The 15,177-nt window shown below is 69.6% G+C and carries 13 protein-coding genes; 10 read left to right on the top strand and 3 right to left on the bottom strand.

The genetic code is table 11. From position 1 onward, the window contains the following. Positions 1-53: 53 nt before the first annotated feature. The 3 genes from ABZ321_RS21270 to ABZ321_RS21280 form a co-directional block, all read right to left on the bottom strand. Positions 54-626, bottom strand: coding sequence for a general stress protein (locus ABZ321_RS21270; protein WP_344513415.1), 573 nt, complete (start codon positions 624-626; stop codon positions 54-56). A 117-nt stretch (positions 627-743) separates the two neighbouring features. Continuing rightward, positions 744-1,871 (bottom strand): hypothetical protein, encoded by a 1,128-nt coding sequence (locus tag ABZ321_RS21275; RefSeq protein WP_354893650.1) that lies wholly within the window; start codon positions 1,869-1,871, stop codon positions 744-746. Between the two features lie 234 nt (positions 1,872-2,105). Then, a complete protein-coding gene (locus tag ABZ321_RS21280; protein WP_344513411.1) occupies positions 2,106-3,530 on the bottom strand; it encodes an NAD-dependent succinate-semialdehyde dehydrogenase in 1,425 nt (474 codons plus the stop codon). 107 nt (positions 3,531-3,637) lie between these two features. Here ABZ321_RS21280 and ABZ321_RS21285 point away from each other — a divergent pair, with 107 nt between their 5' ends. From ABZ321_RS21285 to dnaK, 10 genes are all read left to right on the top strand, one after another. Further along, on the top strand, positions 3,638-4,489 hold the full coding sequence (locus ABZ321_RS21285; protein ID WP_354893653.1) for an aldo/keto reductase: 852 nt from the start codon (positions 3,638-3,640) through the stop codon (positions 4,487-4,489). A 175-nt stretch (positions 4,490-4,664) separates the two neighbouring features. Beyond that, on the top strand, positions 4,665-5,099 hold the full coding sequence (gene trxA / locus ABZ321_RS21290; RefSeq protein WP_344513407.1) for a thioredoxin: 435 nt from the start codon (positions 4,665-4,667) through the stop codon (positions 5,097-5,099). Between the two features lie 354 nt (positions 5,100-5,453). After that, positions 5,454-6,014 (top strand): DsbA family protein, encoded by a 561-nt coding sequence (locus ABZ321_RS21295; RefSeq protein ID WP_354893657.1) that lies wholly within the window; start codon positions 5,454-5,456, stop codon positions 6,012-6,014. Between the two features lie 145 nt (positions 6,015-6,159). Beyond that, entirely contained in the window at positions 6,160-7,197 is a 1,038-nt protein-coding gene (locus ABZ321_RS21300) for a hypothetical protein (RefSeq protein ID WP_344513404.1), read from the top strand. 227 nt (positions 7,198-7,424) lie between these two features. After that, on the top strand, positions 7,425-8,828 hold the full coding sequence (locus ABZ321_RS21305; protein WP_354893660.1) for a glutamate decarboxylase: 1,404 nt from the start codon (positions 7,425-7,427) through the stop codon (positions 8,826-8,828). A gap of 185 nt (positions 8,829-9,013) precedes the next feature. After that, complete coding sequence (locus tag ABZ321_RS21310) at positions 9,014-9,463, top strand: DUF1931 family protein (RefSeq protein ID WP_354893663.1); 450 nt, start codon at positions 9,014-9,016, stop codon at positions 9,461-9,463. Positions 9,464-9,621: 158 nt separating this feature from the next. Beyond that, positions 9,622-11,286 carry an FAD-dependent oxidoreductase gene (locus ABZ321_RS21315; protein WP_354893666.1) on the top strand — a complete coding sequence of 555 codons (1,665 nt, stop codon included), beginning with the start codon at positions 9,622-9,624 and terminating at the stop codon, positions 11,284-11,286. 185 nt (positions 11,287-11,471) lie between these two features. Beyond that, the gene (locus ABZ321_RS21320) at positions 11,472-12,155 is read left to right on the top strand and encodes a BON domain-containing protein (RefSeq protein WP_344513477.1); all 684 of its coding nucleotides are present in this window, start codon (positions 11,472-11,474) and stop codon (positions 12,153-12,155) included. A gap of 198 nt (positions 12,156-12,353) precedes the next feature. Further along, positions 12,354-12,998 (top strand): Hsp20/alpha crystallin family protein, encoded by a 645-nt coding sequence (locus ABZ321_RS21325; RefSeq protein ID WP_344513398.1) that lies wholly within the window; start codon positions 12,354-12,356, stop codon positions 12,996-12,998. A 269-nt stretch (positions 12,999-13,267) separates the two neighbouring features. After that, positions 13,268-15,175 carry a molecular chaperone DnaK gene (gene dnaK / locus ABZ321_RS21330; protein ID WP_344513396.1) on the top strand — a complete coding sequence of 636 codons (1,908 nt, stop codon included), beginning with the start codon at positions 13,268-13,270 and terminating at the stop codon, positions 15,173-15,175. The last annotated feature ends 2 nt before the right edge of the window (positions 15,176-15,177 follow it).

The raw sequence follows: 15,177 nt of genomic DNA on the forward strand, positions 1-15,177 counted from the left end.
CGGAGGACTTCCGCGTCAAGGGTCATCCGACAGGTCGCATGCGCGGAGGTGGACTATCTGGGTGAGTCTGTCGGCAGCCGGCTGAGCATCTCGCGGGCCTGGTCTGCCACGTCGGCGTCGACGGTGATGGTGTAGTTGTCGGCTTGCAGTGTGGGGGTGGAAGTGAAGTCGCGCTGTCCCCGGGTCATGGCGTGGGCGAGCGCGCCGAAGGCGGCGCCCCAGACCGCGCCGGCGACGACCGCGAAGACCAGGACCCGCCACCAGGCGCCGACGGCGAACGCGCCGAAGAGGATACCGATCAGCAGACCGAACCATGCGCCGGTGCCGGCGCCGGCGAGTGCCGCCCGGCCGGTCGTCATCCGGCCGTGGACCTGTTCGACCAGTCGGAGGTCGGAGCCGACGATCCGGACGCGGTCGACCGGGAATTGGCTGTCGGAGAGGAAGTCGACGGCGCGTTGTGCGCGGGCGTAGTCGGGGTAGCTGGCGACCGCTATGGTTGCCCGTCCGGTGCCGTCGCGCCTGTCAGCGGTGTTGTCGTCGTGGGTTGCCGGGCGGGTGCCTGACGGCCCCCGTGGCACGGTGTCGTTGTTGCGCAGGCTGGATGCGCTGCGGTTCGGGTAGGTCATGTCGTCCTCCTGCCGGTCCGGGGTTGAGCTCCGATCTCCTGAGCCCCCGTGCCCTATGGCTGGTCGGTCCGGATGGGACAGCCACGCTCTGTCAGCGTGGGGCGGCGCCGGTCAGCGTTACGGACGCGGCGGGAGCGGAAAGCGCAGTGCCGCCGCGACACGATGCGGGCGCAGCTGCGAGTTGTCCGCGACGTGTTCCACCGCGCCGCCCTCCTCGATGACGAATTCGGCCAGCTCGTCGAGGACGTCCGGGGTCTCCCGGGTGGGCTGCCCGCACAGCGGGCACTGCCGGCCGGTGGTACCCAGCCAGCCGGACTCGTCGCAGACCACGCCGGGAACGGCCGTACCCTCGTCGATCACGAGCTGTTGCACGGCGGCCACGGAGCCGGCCCAGAGGCACGGCTCCAGCCCGGTCGCGGCGGGCCGGCCTTCTGCGACCGCCTCGAAGATCTCGTCGACCAGCCGTTGCTCCTCTTGGCGCTCGTAGCGTTCCATGATGGCTTCGGCGCTGCGCCGGATGTCGGCTGCGGTCGCGGTGTCCGGGTCGACGGTGAAGGTTCCGGCCACCCGGGAGGCTACGTCGCGGGACAGGAACCCGGTGACGGCCGTCATCTCGTGCGGATGCCCGCCGAGGGCGACCACGTCGAATCCTTCGGTACGCAGCAGTTCGTCGAGCACGGAGCCGACCCGCCGGTAGTGGTGCTTGCTCAGTTCGTCGGCCTTGTTGCGGACCCGGTACTCCGCCCTGCCGGCGGCGAAGTTGGGTTTGCGCAGCGCCGGGTCCTTGATCTGGGTGACTTCCCGCATCTCGCCCAGGTAGAGTTCCCAGACCTGCGCCCAGGCCTTGTCCACCAGCACCACACACATGCGGTGGTACTCGTCGAGGACCGCCAGCATCGGGCGGACCCACGGCGTCGCGTCCACCACGATGCGGTCTCGGACCGGCCGGGGCAGCGAGACCTGCTCGAACAGTCCGTTGCCGCCGCTGGCGAAGATGCCGAGGCCGCCGGGTTGCAGCCGTTCCTCGTGGGCGAGCTCGTCGATGCGCTGCATATCGGCCCGTACCGACAGCCGTACGTCGTGTTCCAGCGCCATGTCCTCGCTCAGCGGCTTGATCTGGTGCAGCAGGCTCGCAACCTGGCTGGGAGCGGACTTGTCCGGCCCGATCCCGACATACATCGAGATCACCGGGAAGCGGCCACCCTGGAACCGGATGATGCGGTTGACGACGTCCTGGGAGATCATGCGAAGGTCCCTCCGGTGTGGGACAGCGCGGCATGGGTCGCGCGGGGAACTCGGCGCTGCTACCCGGATCGGCACCGCCTAACCGCGCCTGCGGCCGCGCACTGCGACGGAAGATCCGGGTCAGTTGTCGTGCGGCTTTCCAGCCCACGTCCGGAGCGCGGCGCGCCGGGTGGAGCGGCTCGCACCTCATGATTCCCGGACGTGCAATGGATGAGCGGCGCCGGGCGGCTGCGGTCAGCCGAGCGCGTCGGTGATGGGCGTGTCCGCGGGCATGGTCACGACCAGCTTCCGGTTGGCGAACTCCTTGAAGCCGACGGAGGACAGCTCCCGTCCGTACCCGGACAGCTTGATGCCGCCGAAGGGCAGGTGCGGCTCGGACGACGTCGGGTGGTTGATCCACACCATCCCGCTGTCGATCCGGTGTGCGACCGACCGGGCCCGCTCCAGATCGCTGCCGAACACGGCACCGCCGAGGCCGTAGGGCGAGTCGTTGGCGAGCGCGACCGCCTCGTCATCGCTGTCCACCTGATGGACAACGGCGACCGGACCGAACAGTTCCTCGTGGTAGGCGCGCATCGCCGGGGTGACACCGACGAGGACCGTGGGTTGCATGAATGCGCCGGGGCGATCGACCCGACCGCCACCGACGACCGCGATGGCGCCCTTGTCGAGGGCATCGAGGACCTGGTCCGACAGCTTGTCGGCGGCGCGATCCGAGGACAGCGGTGCCAGCGTGGTGGCCTCGTCCGCGGGATCGCCGGGCTGCAGCACGCGCATACGCTGGGCAAGCGCGGCCACGAACCGGTCGAACGCGCCTGACAGCACGATCAGCCGCTTGGCGCTCACGCAGCTCTGCCCCATGTTGTGCATGCGCCCCGCCATGGCCGCATCGACGGTGTGCTCGAGGTTGTCGCCGTCGAGGACGACGAACGGATCGCTGCCGCCCAGCTCCAGGACACTCTTCTTCGTGGCGCGCCCGGCTGCGGCCCCGACGCTGGCGCCGCCGCGCTCGCTGCCGGTCAGCGATGCGCCGCGCACCACGTCGAGTTCCACGACGCGATCGACCTCGGAGCCGGTGATCAACAGGTTGGTGTACACCCCCTGCGGTATCCCCGCGTCGGTGAACAGTCGCTCCATGGCCAGCGCCGACTGCGGGGTGTTGCTCGCGTGCTTGAGCAGGATCGTGTTGCCCAGCACCAGATTCGGTCCGGCGAACCGCACCACCTGGTACACCGGGAAGTTCCACGGCTGGGCGCCCACGATCACACCCAGGGGATCGTTGACGACGGCGGCCGACCCGCCGTCGAGCTCCAACGGCTCGTCGGCGAGCAGCCCGGGCCCTTCATCGGCGCAGTACTGCAGGATCCTCGCGGACAGGTCCATCTCGGCACGGCTGTGCCCGATGAGCTTGCCCATCTCCAGCGTCACCAGCTGGGCCAGCTCCTCGCCGCGCTCGCGGAGCAGCCGTGCGGCCCGGCCGACCAACGCGGCCCGTTCGTCGACGCCGACCCGGCGCCAGGACTGGAACGCGTGGTGGGCGCGCTGCGCCGCGTTGTCGACGGCCTCCCGGCTCATGGGCGGGAACTCACGGACGAGCTGGTTGTTGTAGGGGTTGACGGTGGCGATCGGGCTGTGCCGGACCGCCGAGGACGTAGACATGGGGTACTCCCTCGCGCAACGGGTCGGGGGACCATGACTGCTACCCTGCGAGCACCGTCTGAACCGGCTTGGGGTTTGCCTGCCCGGGGCCGAGGTAGTGCGCCGCAATGAAGACGTTGAGCACGCGGATGGTGGACCTGCCGGCCGGCGAACAGATTCCCGTGCTGGGACAGGGGACGTGGGGCCTCGGTGAGGACCCGATGCGCCGCGACGAGGAGCTCACCGCGCTGCGGCTGGGCCTCGACCTGGAGATGACCCTCATCGACACCGCCGAGATGTACGGCGACGGCGCCGCCGAACGCCTCGTCGGTGACGTGGTCTTCGACCGCCGCGACGAGGTGTTCCTGGTGACGAAGGTGCTGCCGGAGCACGCCGACCGGGCGGGCGCGATCGAGGCGTGCGACCGCAGCCTGCACCGGCTGCGGACCGATCACATCGACCTGTACCTGCTGCACTGGCCCGGCCCGGTACCCGTCGAGGAGACCGTCGAGGCGTTCACGACCCTGCAGCAGCAGGGCAAGATCCGGTTCTGGGGTGTCAGCAACTTCGACACCATCGACCTGCGAGAGGCCACCGCGGTGCCTGACGGCCACGCGGCGCAGACGGACCAGGTGCTGTACAACCTGGCCCGCCGCGGCATCGAGTGGGATCTGCTGCCGGCGTGCCAGCGGTCCGGGCTGACCGTCATGGCCTACGCGCCGTTCGACCACCGGGGAACCGTCCTGCGCCATCCGGCGGTCATCGCCGTCGCCGAGCGGCACGGCGTCACCCCGGGACAGGTGGCGCTGGCCTGGGTGATCCGCCAGGACGGGATCACCACGATCCCGAAGGCCGCCCATCCGGAACACACCGCGGAGAACCGTGCCGCCCTGGATGTGCGACTCACCGCCGACGACTTCGCCGATCTGGACCGCGCGTTCCCGCCGCCGGACGGCCCCACTCCGCTCGAGGTGCTCTGACCTCGACCACCGCGCCGGGCTTCCCGTGACGAGCACCCGGCCGGTCCTCGTTTCCCCAGGAGCCGTGACTGGCAGATCGTGCCGACGCGTGACCAGGCGAAACGTGTCGCCGTGCCGGGGATCTGACGTTGGCGCATACCTGCATGACCGCCACAACTCCGGGTAGGCCCCGCGCATGAGCGGTGAGATCGTCGTCTGCTCGCACTGCGGGCGCCGCAACCGCGTCCCCGCGGCGTCCCCCGGAGTCCCGCGGTGCGGCAACTGCCATCAGCCCCTGCCGTGGATCGCCGACGCGACCGACACCACGTTCGCCACAGTGGCCGAGCAGTCGGCCCTCCCGGTGGTGGTCGACCTGTGGGCGACCTGGTGCGGGCCTTGCCGCATGGTGACGCCCGCCCTGGAGCAGGTCGCCCGGGACCTCGCAGGCAACCTGAAGCTCGTCAAGGTCGACGTGGACGCCGCTCCGACGCTGTCCCGACGCTTCGACGTGAAGGCAGTGCCGACGCTGCTGATCATGCACGACGGCAAGGTCCTGGCGCGCAAGTCGGGCGCCGCGCCCGCGCCGGTGTTGCGGCAATGGGCCGACACGGCCCTTGCGGGCATCCGCTGATCACTCGGGTGGCCAGGTGCCCTGCAGGACGTGATGGACGTCGGTTTCGAGCACTGACCAGTGAACGGGCCGCGCGTCCTGGTCGTTCCTTTACTGGCATCGGGTCAGGCTGGCTTACCCGGCAGGTTCGGACGAGAGCTCGCCGTCGTCCACGGTGCGGGTCGGTCGCCCTGGGCGGACGCTCGTTGCCGCACGTTCGTGTACCGCTGGTGTGGCGGCGGGCCGCCCACCTCGAGAGGGTGATTCGGTGGCCCCGAAGCGCGCCGACGATTGTTGCCATGTCGAGGGGACGAGGGCTGCGGGGCGCCGCGAGGCGAACCAGGCGCGCCGAGATGAGCAGGAGGACGAGACGCCATGACAACGCCACTGCAGAGCGCGAGTGCCCGGCTCGTCGTGCCGGTCAGCGAACGCGATCACACGCTCGGCCCCGTCGACGCGCCGGTCACGCTCGTCGAGTACGGCGACTACCAGTGCCCGTACTGCGCGATGGCGCATCCGATCGTCGGTGAGCTGCTGCACCGGCGCCAGGGCGCGGTCCGGTTCGTGTATCGGCACTTCCCACTGACGAACGTCCACCCGTCCGCGGAGATGGCGGCGGAAGCCGCCGAGGCGGCCGGCAGCAAGCGCCGCTTCTGGCAGATGCACGACTGGCTCTTCGAACACCAGGACGAGCTCGACGCGATGACCATCCTCGCGGGCGCCGCGGCCATAGGGCTCGACGACGAGGCGATCGCCGGGGCGATCCGCAGCCACCAGTACCTGGACAAGATCCGTTCGGACTTCGTCGGCGGGGTCCACAGCGGGGTCAACGGCACGCCGACGTTCTTCATCAACGGCGACCGGCACGACGGCGGCTACTCACTGGAGGAACTGGAATTCGCCGTCGACGAGGCCGCCGCTGACGCCGAACGCTGACGCCGGCTGCGCCGGCCGCGGAGCGGAACCCACCGTGGAGTCACCGGTCCGGAGTGCGAGGTCAGATGGCGGCCATGCTGGATGAACGCGGGTATCGGTATGCCCGGCACGGGCAGGCCCGCCGCGACAACGCGAGGCTGACCCGGTGATCGTCGGGCTGGTCGCGTCACCCGGACCGGCCGCGAACCTGGCCGGCCAGGTCGTCGACCAGCTGCCGGACATGCTCGCCAGGAGTTCGCCGGGCGTTGCGTGGACCGTTCGCGTCATCATCGATCGGCTGGTCGATCGCCCGGCGGAGCTGTCACAGCTGATCGACGCCGCCCGCCGTCGCATGTTGCAGGAGGGTTGGCAGCTCACGGTGTGCTTGACCGATCTGCCGTTGCAGACGTCCCGGAGGCCGGTTGTCGCGCACGCCAGCGCAACCCATTCGGTCGCGGTACTGTCCGTTCCGGCGCTCGGTCCGATCGCGGTCGCCGGCCGTGCGCGCGAGACGATCGTCCGGCTCGTCACCGCCCTGCTCGCCGGTGACGACGAGCGCACCGCCCGCCAGTTCGGCGGGCCGCCACGGGCCGACCACGGCGGCATCGGTCTGGTCGCCGGTGTGGTGACCGGAAACCTGCGTCTCCTGCTCGGCATGCTGCGTGCCAATCGGCCGTGGCGGCTGACGATCGGGCTGTCGAGGGCGCTCGTCGCGGCGATCACCGCCGGGGTTTTCGCACTGGTCACCAGCGACATCTGGCGGCTCGCGGTGGAGTACAGCCGGGTGCGGCTGCTCCTGCTCAGCGCCGGTGCGGTGCTCGCGGTCGTGGTGACCATCATCGTGGGCGCCTCGCTGTGGGAGCGCACACCGTCGGGTGCGACGGGCAGGTCGCCCGCAGGTGAGCAGGTGATCCTGTTCAACATCGTCACCGTGCTGACCGTGGTGATCGGTGTGCTCGCACTGTATCTGGCGCTGTTCGTACTGGCGCTCGGCGGCGTCCTGCTGCTGGTCCCCGAGGCCGGCTTGACCGACGCGCTCGGCCGTCCGGCCGGCACTGGTGATTTCCTGGCCATCGCCTGGTTGGCGTGCTCGGTGGCCACGATCGGCGGCGCACTCGGCGCAGGCCTGGAGAGCGACGAGTCGGTCCGGGAGGCGGCGTACCTCTACCAGCCGGACGAGGTCATCGATGAGCGCCAGAGCTGAGCGGGCCGTGCCGACCGCATGGCCGTGTACCGGCCGGGTAGAGCACCCTCCTACCGGTTCCCCTCCGGGGAATCACCGCAGTCCACCGATGCGGTGTGCTGCTCGGCGAGTCGAGCCGCGGCAGGCACAGCCACTCCATATTTCCGCAGTGACCAACGGACTGCTTGCGATCGACGTGGCACTGCAGCGCTGAAGCGAGAGCGCAGAAGCGAACAGGAGGCCAGGACATGTCGTCACGCCCCGAGTACGACCGGAAGGCCCCGCGACCGGAGCTCTCGGTGAACCCGCTGTTCACCCGGGAGCCGGTCCGGATCCCGCGGGACCGGCTGCCGCACACCGAGCTCGACCCACAGGTCGCCTACCAGGTGGTCCACGACGAGCTGCTGCTCGACGGCAACCCGCGGCTCAACCTCGCCACGTTCGTCACCACCTGGATGGAGCCTGAGGCCACTCGGCTGGCGACCGAAAGCCTCACCAAGAACATGATCGACCGCGACGAGTACCCGCGCACCGCCGATCTCGAGACCCGTTGCGTACGGATGCTGGCCCGGCTCTGGCACGCCCCCGACGCAGGGCAGGCGCCCGGCTGTTCGACGTCCGGTTCGAGCGAGGCGTGCATGCTCGGTGGACTGGCCCTCAAGCGCCGCTGGCAGCGTACGCGCCAGGCCGCCGGACTGCCGACCGAGCGGCCGAACATCGTGATGGGCATCAACACCCAGGTCTGCTGGCAGAAGTTCGCCAACTACTGGGACGTGGACGCTCGGCTGGTACCGATGGAGGGGGATCGGTTCCATCTGTCGGGGCCCGCTGCGGTGGAGCACTGCGACGAGAACACCATCGGCGTGGTGGTGATCCTGGGCTCCACATTCGACGGCAGCTACGAGCCGGTCGCGGAAATCTGCGCCGCCTTGGACGAGTTGCACGGGCGCACCGGATGGGACATCCCGGTGCACGTCGACGCCGCGTCCGGCGGGATGATCGCGCCGTTCTGCGACCCGGACCTGGACTGGGACTTCCAGCTGCCCAGGGTCGCCTCGATCAACGTGTCCGGGCACAAGTACGGCCTCGTCTGTCCGGGCCTCGGCTGGGTGGTCTGGCGCGCCGCCGCCGCACTGCCGGAGGATCTGGTGTACCGGGTCAACTATCTGGGTGGCGAGACGCCGACGTTCGCGCTCACGTTCTCCCGTCCTGGCTCGCAGGTCGTCGCGCAGTACTACAACTTCCTGCGCCTCGGCTTCGAGGGGTATCGCAGAGTGCAGCTCTACAGCCGGGACATCGCGACGACCCTGGCGGACCGGATTGCCGGGCTGGGGCCGTTCCGGGTGCTCACCAGGGGTGACGAGCTGCCGGTGCTGGCGGTCACGCTGCGCAAGGACATCACCGCGTACAGCGTGTTCGACGTCTCATTGGCGCTGCGTGAGAGCGGCTGGATCGTGCCGGCGTACACGTTCCCCGAGCACCGCACCGACCTGGCGGTGCTGCGCATCGTGGTGCGCAACGGATTCAGCCACGATCTGGCCGGCCTGCTGCTGAGCGACCTGCGTCGGGCGCTGCGCCGGCTGGAGCGGCAGGCCGCCCCGGTCCACGGCCCGGAGTCGGTGTCGTTCGCGCACGGCGCCGGCCCCCATTGATCACGGATGGGAGCTTCCGGTAGGCCTCGATCGGGTTGCGGGCGTTCAGGACGTGAACAGAAGCCGGTAGGGGCTGACCAGCTCTGCTCGAGGCAGGTGAGGGCGTCTTGAGCCGATGACCTGCCGGCATGCGCGGCCCGATTGCGGGTAGCACCCGAGAACCCGACAGGACAGGAGGTACCGCGATGCCGGTGGTAGCCATTGATCGGTTTGAGCGCTTCTTCCGGGCGGCGGCGAGCCTGGACGTGGACAAGAGCGACCTCAAACGCTACGGAGACTTCGTCGATGAGAAGGTCTACGACCTGCTGCTGATCGCACAGGCGAAGGCGAAGGCGAACGGTCGTGACGTCATCGCGGCCCACGACATACCGGTGACGAAGGGCCTGCAGGAGTGCATCCACGAGTTCCGGCACCTGGACGAGGAGATCGAGCTGCGCCCCATCCTGGACACGCTCACCGCCCGGCCGCCGCTGGACCTGGCACTCGGCGAGGACGCCGAGCGCCGGCTGCCGGACATCGTCGGTGGCCTGAGCGTCGCGCTCGCGCGTACCTTCAAGATCATGGATCCGGATCTGAAGAACCCGCAGACCGCACACTGGGAGCGGGCGCTGCGGATATTCAACCTACTGCTCTGAACTACCGCACCGGGCCCCGGAGCTACGAGCGCTTCGACAAGCGCGAGCGCGGCAGGACCAAGGTGATCATGCACCCGGACCTCTGACGCGGGACGAGGGGTTCGCGGGCAAGGCTCCGGGTAGCTCGCATCCCTGCTTTGGGGGTGGTGGATGTGAACATGCTGGTCGAGACCCCGGACAACTATGGCGGCTACCCGTCCCTGGATGACACCCACATCGAGGCCCTGTCCTCGGAGGGGCAGCGTCATCAGACGCAGATGGGCGAGGTACTCATCCGGGAGGGCGAGGAACACTACGACTTCTTCGTGGTGCTCGCCGGCAAGGTGGCCGATGTCGACGGGTTCGGCGGCGACGAACGCGTCATCAGCGTGCACGGCCCCAAGCGGTTTCTTGGTGAGCTGAGCTTGATCACCGGTGAGGCGGCCTTCTGCACCTCGCAGGTGCGCGAGCCCGGCGAGGTCCTCAGGGTGCCGGTCGACCGTCTCAAGGCCGTTGTCGCACAGGACCCCACCCTGGGTGACCTGATCCTGAAGGCGTACCTGAGCCGCCGTTCCCTGCTCATCGGCCGCGGCACCGGGCTGCGGATCATCGGATCCCAGTTCTCGTCCGACAACCGGCGGCTGCGCGAGTTCGCGGCTCGCAACCGCATTCCCTACCAGTGGGTCAATCTGGAGAAGGATCAGGACGCCGAGACGCTGCTGCGCGAGCTGCACGTGCGACCGGAGCAGACCCCGGTGGTGATCTGCCCGGCCGGGCAGGTGCTGCGGAACCCCAGCAACGCGGATCTGGCACACGCGGTGGGCCTGCCCGCGCCCGGACCGGGCGTCACGGTGTGCGACCTTGCCGTCGTCGGGTCCGGTCCGGCCGGCCTCGCCGCCGCCGTCTACGGCGCCTCGGAAGGGCTGGTGACGGTCGCCCTCGACGAGTTCGCCACCGGCGGCCAGGCCGGCCGAACGTCGCGGATCGAGAACTATCCCGGCTTTCCCACCGGGATCTCCGGCGGCGAGCTGGCCGAACGGGCGGTCGTGCAGGCGGAGAAGTTCGGAGCCACGTTCAGTGTGCCTGCTCGGGCGTGCGGGCTCCGGGAACGGGAAGGCAACCTTGTCATCGAGCTCGACACCGGCGGTGAGGTCACGGCCCGGACCGTCCTGATCGCCACCGGCGTCCGGTATCGCAAACTCGACGTTCCGCGGTTCGAGGAGTTCGAAGCGAGCAGCATCTACTACGCGGCCACCCTGTCCGAGGCCTTGTTCTGCCGCGACGACCCGGTCGCGGTCGTGGGTGGTGGAAACTCGGCGGGCCAGGCGGCGCTGTTCCTGTCGAGGTACACGCGGGTCGTGCACCTGCTTGCCCGCAGGGACCTCGATGAGACCATGTCGCGCTACCTGGTTGACCGGATCGGGACGACACCGGGCATTGAGACGCACCTCGGCACCGAGGTGCGCGAACTGCTGGGCGGCGACTGCCTCGAAAGGCTCGTGGTGGAGGACAAGGGCACCGGCCAGCGCCGCGAACTTCCCGCCCGTGCGCTGTTCGTCTTCATCGGTGCGCGGCCGTGCACCGACTGGCTGGCCGGCGAGGTCACCACCGACGAGGACGGCTTCATCCTCACCGGCCCGGACAGCGACGAGCCGGACACGCAGCGCCGGCCGCTGCTGCAGACCAGCCTGCCCGGCGTGTTCGCCGCCGGTGACGTGCGCAGCGGGTCGATCAAGCGGGTCACCTCCGCCGTGGGCGAAGGCGCCACGGCAGTGCAACTGGTCTGGAAGTACCTGCAAAGCACCGGCCGCGCGGCCGACGACACCGCCGCCATCCTCCGGTAGTCGCCGGGGCCCGTGCCGACCCCCTCGCAGGGTCGCGGATCGCGCTTCCCGCTGTCGTGATGCCAATTGGGATTACCGCCCACCTCATTCTGTGCGGGTGGTACGGCGTTGGTCGGGTCGACGAACCGTTGAACGTGGTCCGACGGAAGGAGCAGCACCCGAGGAGCAGCACGGAAGGAGCAGGCATGAGTACCGCAACCTTCACGCGCGCAGACGCCGACATCGAGCGGGACGTGATCGAGGAACTGCGGTGGGATTCCCGCCTGCAGCCCAACGCCATAGCGGTCGGGGTGCACCACGGCGTGGTGACGTTGGCCGGATGGGTCGACAGCTACCAGAAGAAGTTGGCCGCCGAGCGTGCGGTGCACCGGATTCGCGGGGTGAAGGCGGTCGCCGACGACATCGAGGTCCGGTTGCCGATCGCGGCGCAACTGCCGGACTCCGAGATCGCCGCGTCAGCCGTCCGCGCGTTGGAGTGGGACGCGTTCATCCCGATCGAGCGCGTCGAGGTGACGGTATCGAAAGGCTGGGTCACGCTGCGTGGTGAGGTCGAATGGGAGCATCAGCGCAGGGCCGCGCAACGCGCGGTGGACAAGCTGCCCGGTGTGCGCGGAGTGACCAATCTGCTCTCGGTGCGTCCGCGTCCGCGGGTGCAGCCGTCACCGAAAGACCTGCGCACGCGGATCGAGGAGGCACTGGTACGCAGCGCCGAGACCGACGCCGAGCACGTGAACGTCGACGTGCAGAACGACAAGGTCGTGCTCACCGGTCAAGTCCGTTCGTGGGCCGAGCGGGAGGAAGCCGAACGCGTCGCCTGGTCGGCGCCGGGCGTGACCGCCGTCGAGAACCGCATCGTCATCGCCCCGTGAGGTGGATCGCCGCAGCCGCGGTCGTGGCTCGCGATGCAGACCGCGACTCATCGAGTCCAGCAAGGTCGGTGATGCCTGACGACACTCGTCGAAGCACCGACCCGGCGGTCGTCCGGGGGCAGGGAAGTGGATTCACCTGAGTCCGGACAACGGTTGGGGAAATGCCAGAGTTCGCGCTCGGAAAGGAAACCGATCACGATGACACTCGCACCCTTCTCGTCCCGGCAGCGCCGCGGCGGGCTGCTGGTTGGCACGCCGGCGTACCGCTGGGACCCGCGCCGCGAGGTGGACGAGCTCAACAGCAGGTTCGGTCAACTCATCCAGTCGCTCATCAGCGGTGAAGCCGGGATCGGCGGATCGGCCGACTGGTCGCCGCCGGTCGACGTGGAGGAGACCGAGGACGCCTTTGTCGTCGACGTCGACCTGCCAAACGTGAACCCGGAGGACGTCAATCTCGAGATGCGCGGCGAGGAGCTGCGGATCTCCGGCGCGTTCCAGGAGCGCAGCCGCGGTGGCGTCGTGCGCCGCCAGGGGCGTCGGACCGGTGAGTTCGAGTACATGATCGACCTGCCCAGCGACATCGACAGCGACCAGGTGCAGGCCGCCTACAGCAACGGCGTGCTCACGGTGACGGTTCCGAAGGCCAGGAACGCGCAGCCACGCCGGATCGAGATCCAGGCGCAGGGCGACCAGCAGGGCCGCCAGCGACTGAGCCAGCAGCAGACGGGCCAGCAGCAGACAGGCCAGTCCGCCACGGGACAGCAGCAGGGCACCCAGCGGTCCGGATCGCAGCAGTCCGGCGGCCCGCAGCGAAGCGGTCAGAACCCAGGCCAGCGGAGCTGACCGGGCCGTGCCGCCGACGTGCATCGACATGGTGTAAGGCACGGCGCGAGGGCGCCCTGGCCAACGTGGCGCGACGTCACGCAGCCGGGGTGCTCACGGGCCGCAGCCGGGCCGAGGCGCCCGTCGGCGACCTCAGACCCGCGCAGCGAGCCGTGCCCGCGCGGCGGATGGGTCAGAGCATCAGTCATCTGCGTCGGAGGAAGTCGCCCCGACTGCGAGAACGACAGGCTTTCGGCGACGCACCAGCCCCATTCCGAGAGGAGCCGGTCATGGCCAGAGCTGTAGGTATCGATCTCGGCACGACCAATTCGGTGATCGCCGCGTTCGAGGGTGGCCAGCCGACCGTCATGCCGAATGCGGAGGGCAGCCGGACCACGCCGTCGGTCGTCGCGTACACCGACACCGGTGAGCGGCTCGTCGGTCAGCTCGCCAGACGGCAGTCGGTGCTGAACCCCAAGGGCACCGTGTACTCCGCGAAGCGGTTCATCGGCCGGAAGTTCGACGAGATCACCGAAGAGGCCAGGACGGTCACGTACGACGTCGTGCCCGGGCCCGACGGGGCGGTCCGGTTCGACATCCGCGGCAAGCAGGTCTCGCCGGAGGAGGTCTCCGCACAGATCCTGCGCAAGCTCGCCGACGACGCCGCGAAGTACCTCGGCGAGAAGGTCACCGAAGCCGTCATCACCGTCCCGGCCTACTTCAACGACGCTCAACGGCAGGCGACCAAGGACGCCGGCCGGATCGCCGGCCTCGAAGTCCTGCGGATCATCAACGAGCCCACCGCGGCCGCCCTCGCCTACGGCCTGGACAAGAAGGGCCACGAGACGGTCCTCGTCTTCGACCTGGGTGGCGGCACGTTCGACGTGAGCATCCTCGACGTCGGCGACGGCGTGGTCGAGGTCCGGGCCACGGCCGGCGACACGCACCTCGGCGGCGACAACTTCGACCACCGCCTGGTCGACCACCTCGCCGATACGTTCCGCAAGGAGCAGGGCATCGACCTGCGTCAGGACCCGCAGGCGCTGCAGCGGCTCACCGAGGCCGCCGAACGGGCGAAGATCGAGCTGTCGTCGGTGACGCAGACCCAGGTGAACCTGCCGTTCATCACCGCCGACGCGTCCGGCCCGAAGCACCTCACGGCGACCGTCACCCGCTCGACGTTCGAGGGGCTCACCCACGACCTGCTGGAGCGCACCAACGGCCCGGTGCGGCAGGCCATGAGCGACGCCGGCGTCAAGGCCGACGACCTCGACGAGGTGATCCTCGTCGGCGGCGCGACCCGGATGCCGGCGGTGCAGGCACTGGTCCGCCGGCTCACCGGCGGCAAGGACCCCAACATGACGGTGAACCCGGACGAGGTCGTCGCGCTCGGCGCCGCGATCCAGGCCGGCGTGCTCAAGGGCGACGTCCGCGACGTCGTGCTGCTCGACGTCACTCCGCTGTCGCTGGGCGTGGAGACCCTCGGCGGGCTCATGACGAAGGTCATCGACCGGAACACGACGATCCCGACCCGCCGCACCGAGACGTTCTCCACGGCGCAGGACAACCAGCCCGCCGTCGACGTGGTGGTGCTGCAGGGCGAGCGGGAACGCGCCGCCGACAACCGGGTCCTGGGCCGCATGCGGCTGGAGAACATCCGCCCGGCGCCGCGCGGCGAACCACAGATCGAGGTCACCTACGACATCGACGCCAACGGCATCCTCAACGTGTCCGCACGCGACAAGGACACCGGCGCCGAGCAGAAGATCACCGTCACCGAGAGCGGCACGCTGGACAAGGGCGAGGTCGAGCGGATGGTCCGCGAAGCCGAGCAGCACCGCGCCGCGGACCAGCGGGCGCGTCAGGAGATCGACGCCCGCAACGAGCTCGACAGCGTCGCCCACCAGGTGCAGCGCCGCCTCGACGAACTCGGCGATCAGGTCCCCGAACATGAGCGGGCCCGCGCCGACATGCTCGTGCAGGAAGCCCGGCAGGCCGTCGACGGGCAGGCACCGATGGATCGGGTGCAGAACCTCACCAACGACCTCCGGCAGGTCCTGTTCGCGCTGCAGTCCGCCGAGCAGCAGCCGGCCGGTGGGGGACAGCCCACGGGCCGGGAAGCAGGGCAGGCCGCTGGGCGGCCCGGCGGGTCGGCTCCGGCCGATGACGTCATCGACGCCGACTTCAGCGGAGGGTGAGC

This window comes from Dactylosporangium sp. NPDC006015, assembly GCF_040614215.1.
GTDB classification, from domain to species: Bacteria; Actinomycetota; Actinomycetes; order Mycobacteriales; family Micromonosporaceae; genus Dactylosporangium; species Dactylosporangium maewongense.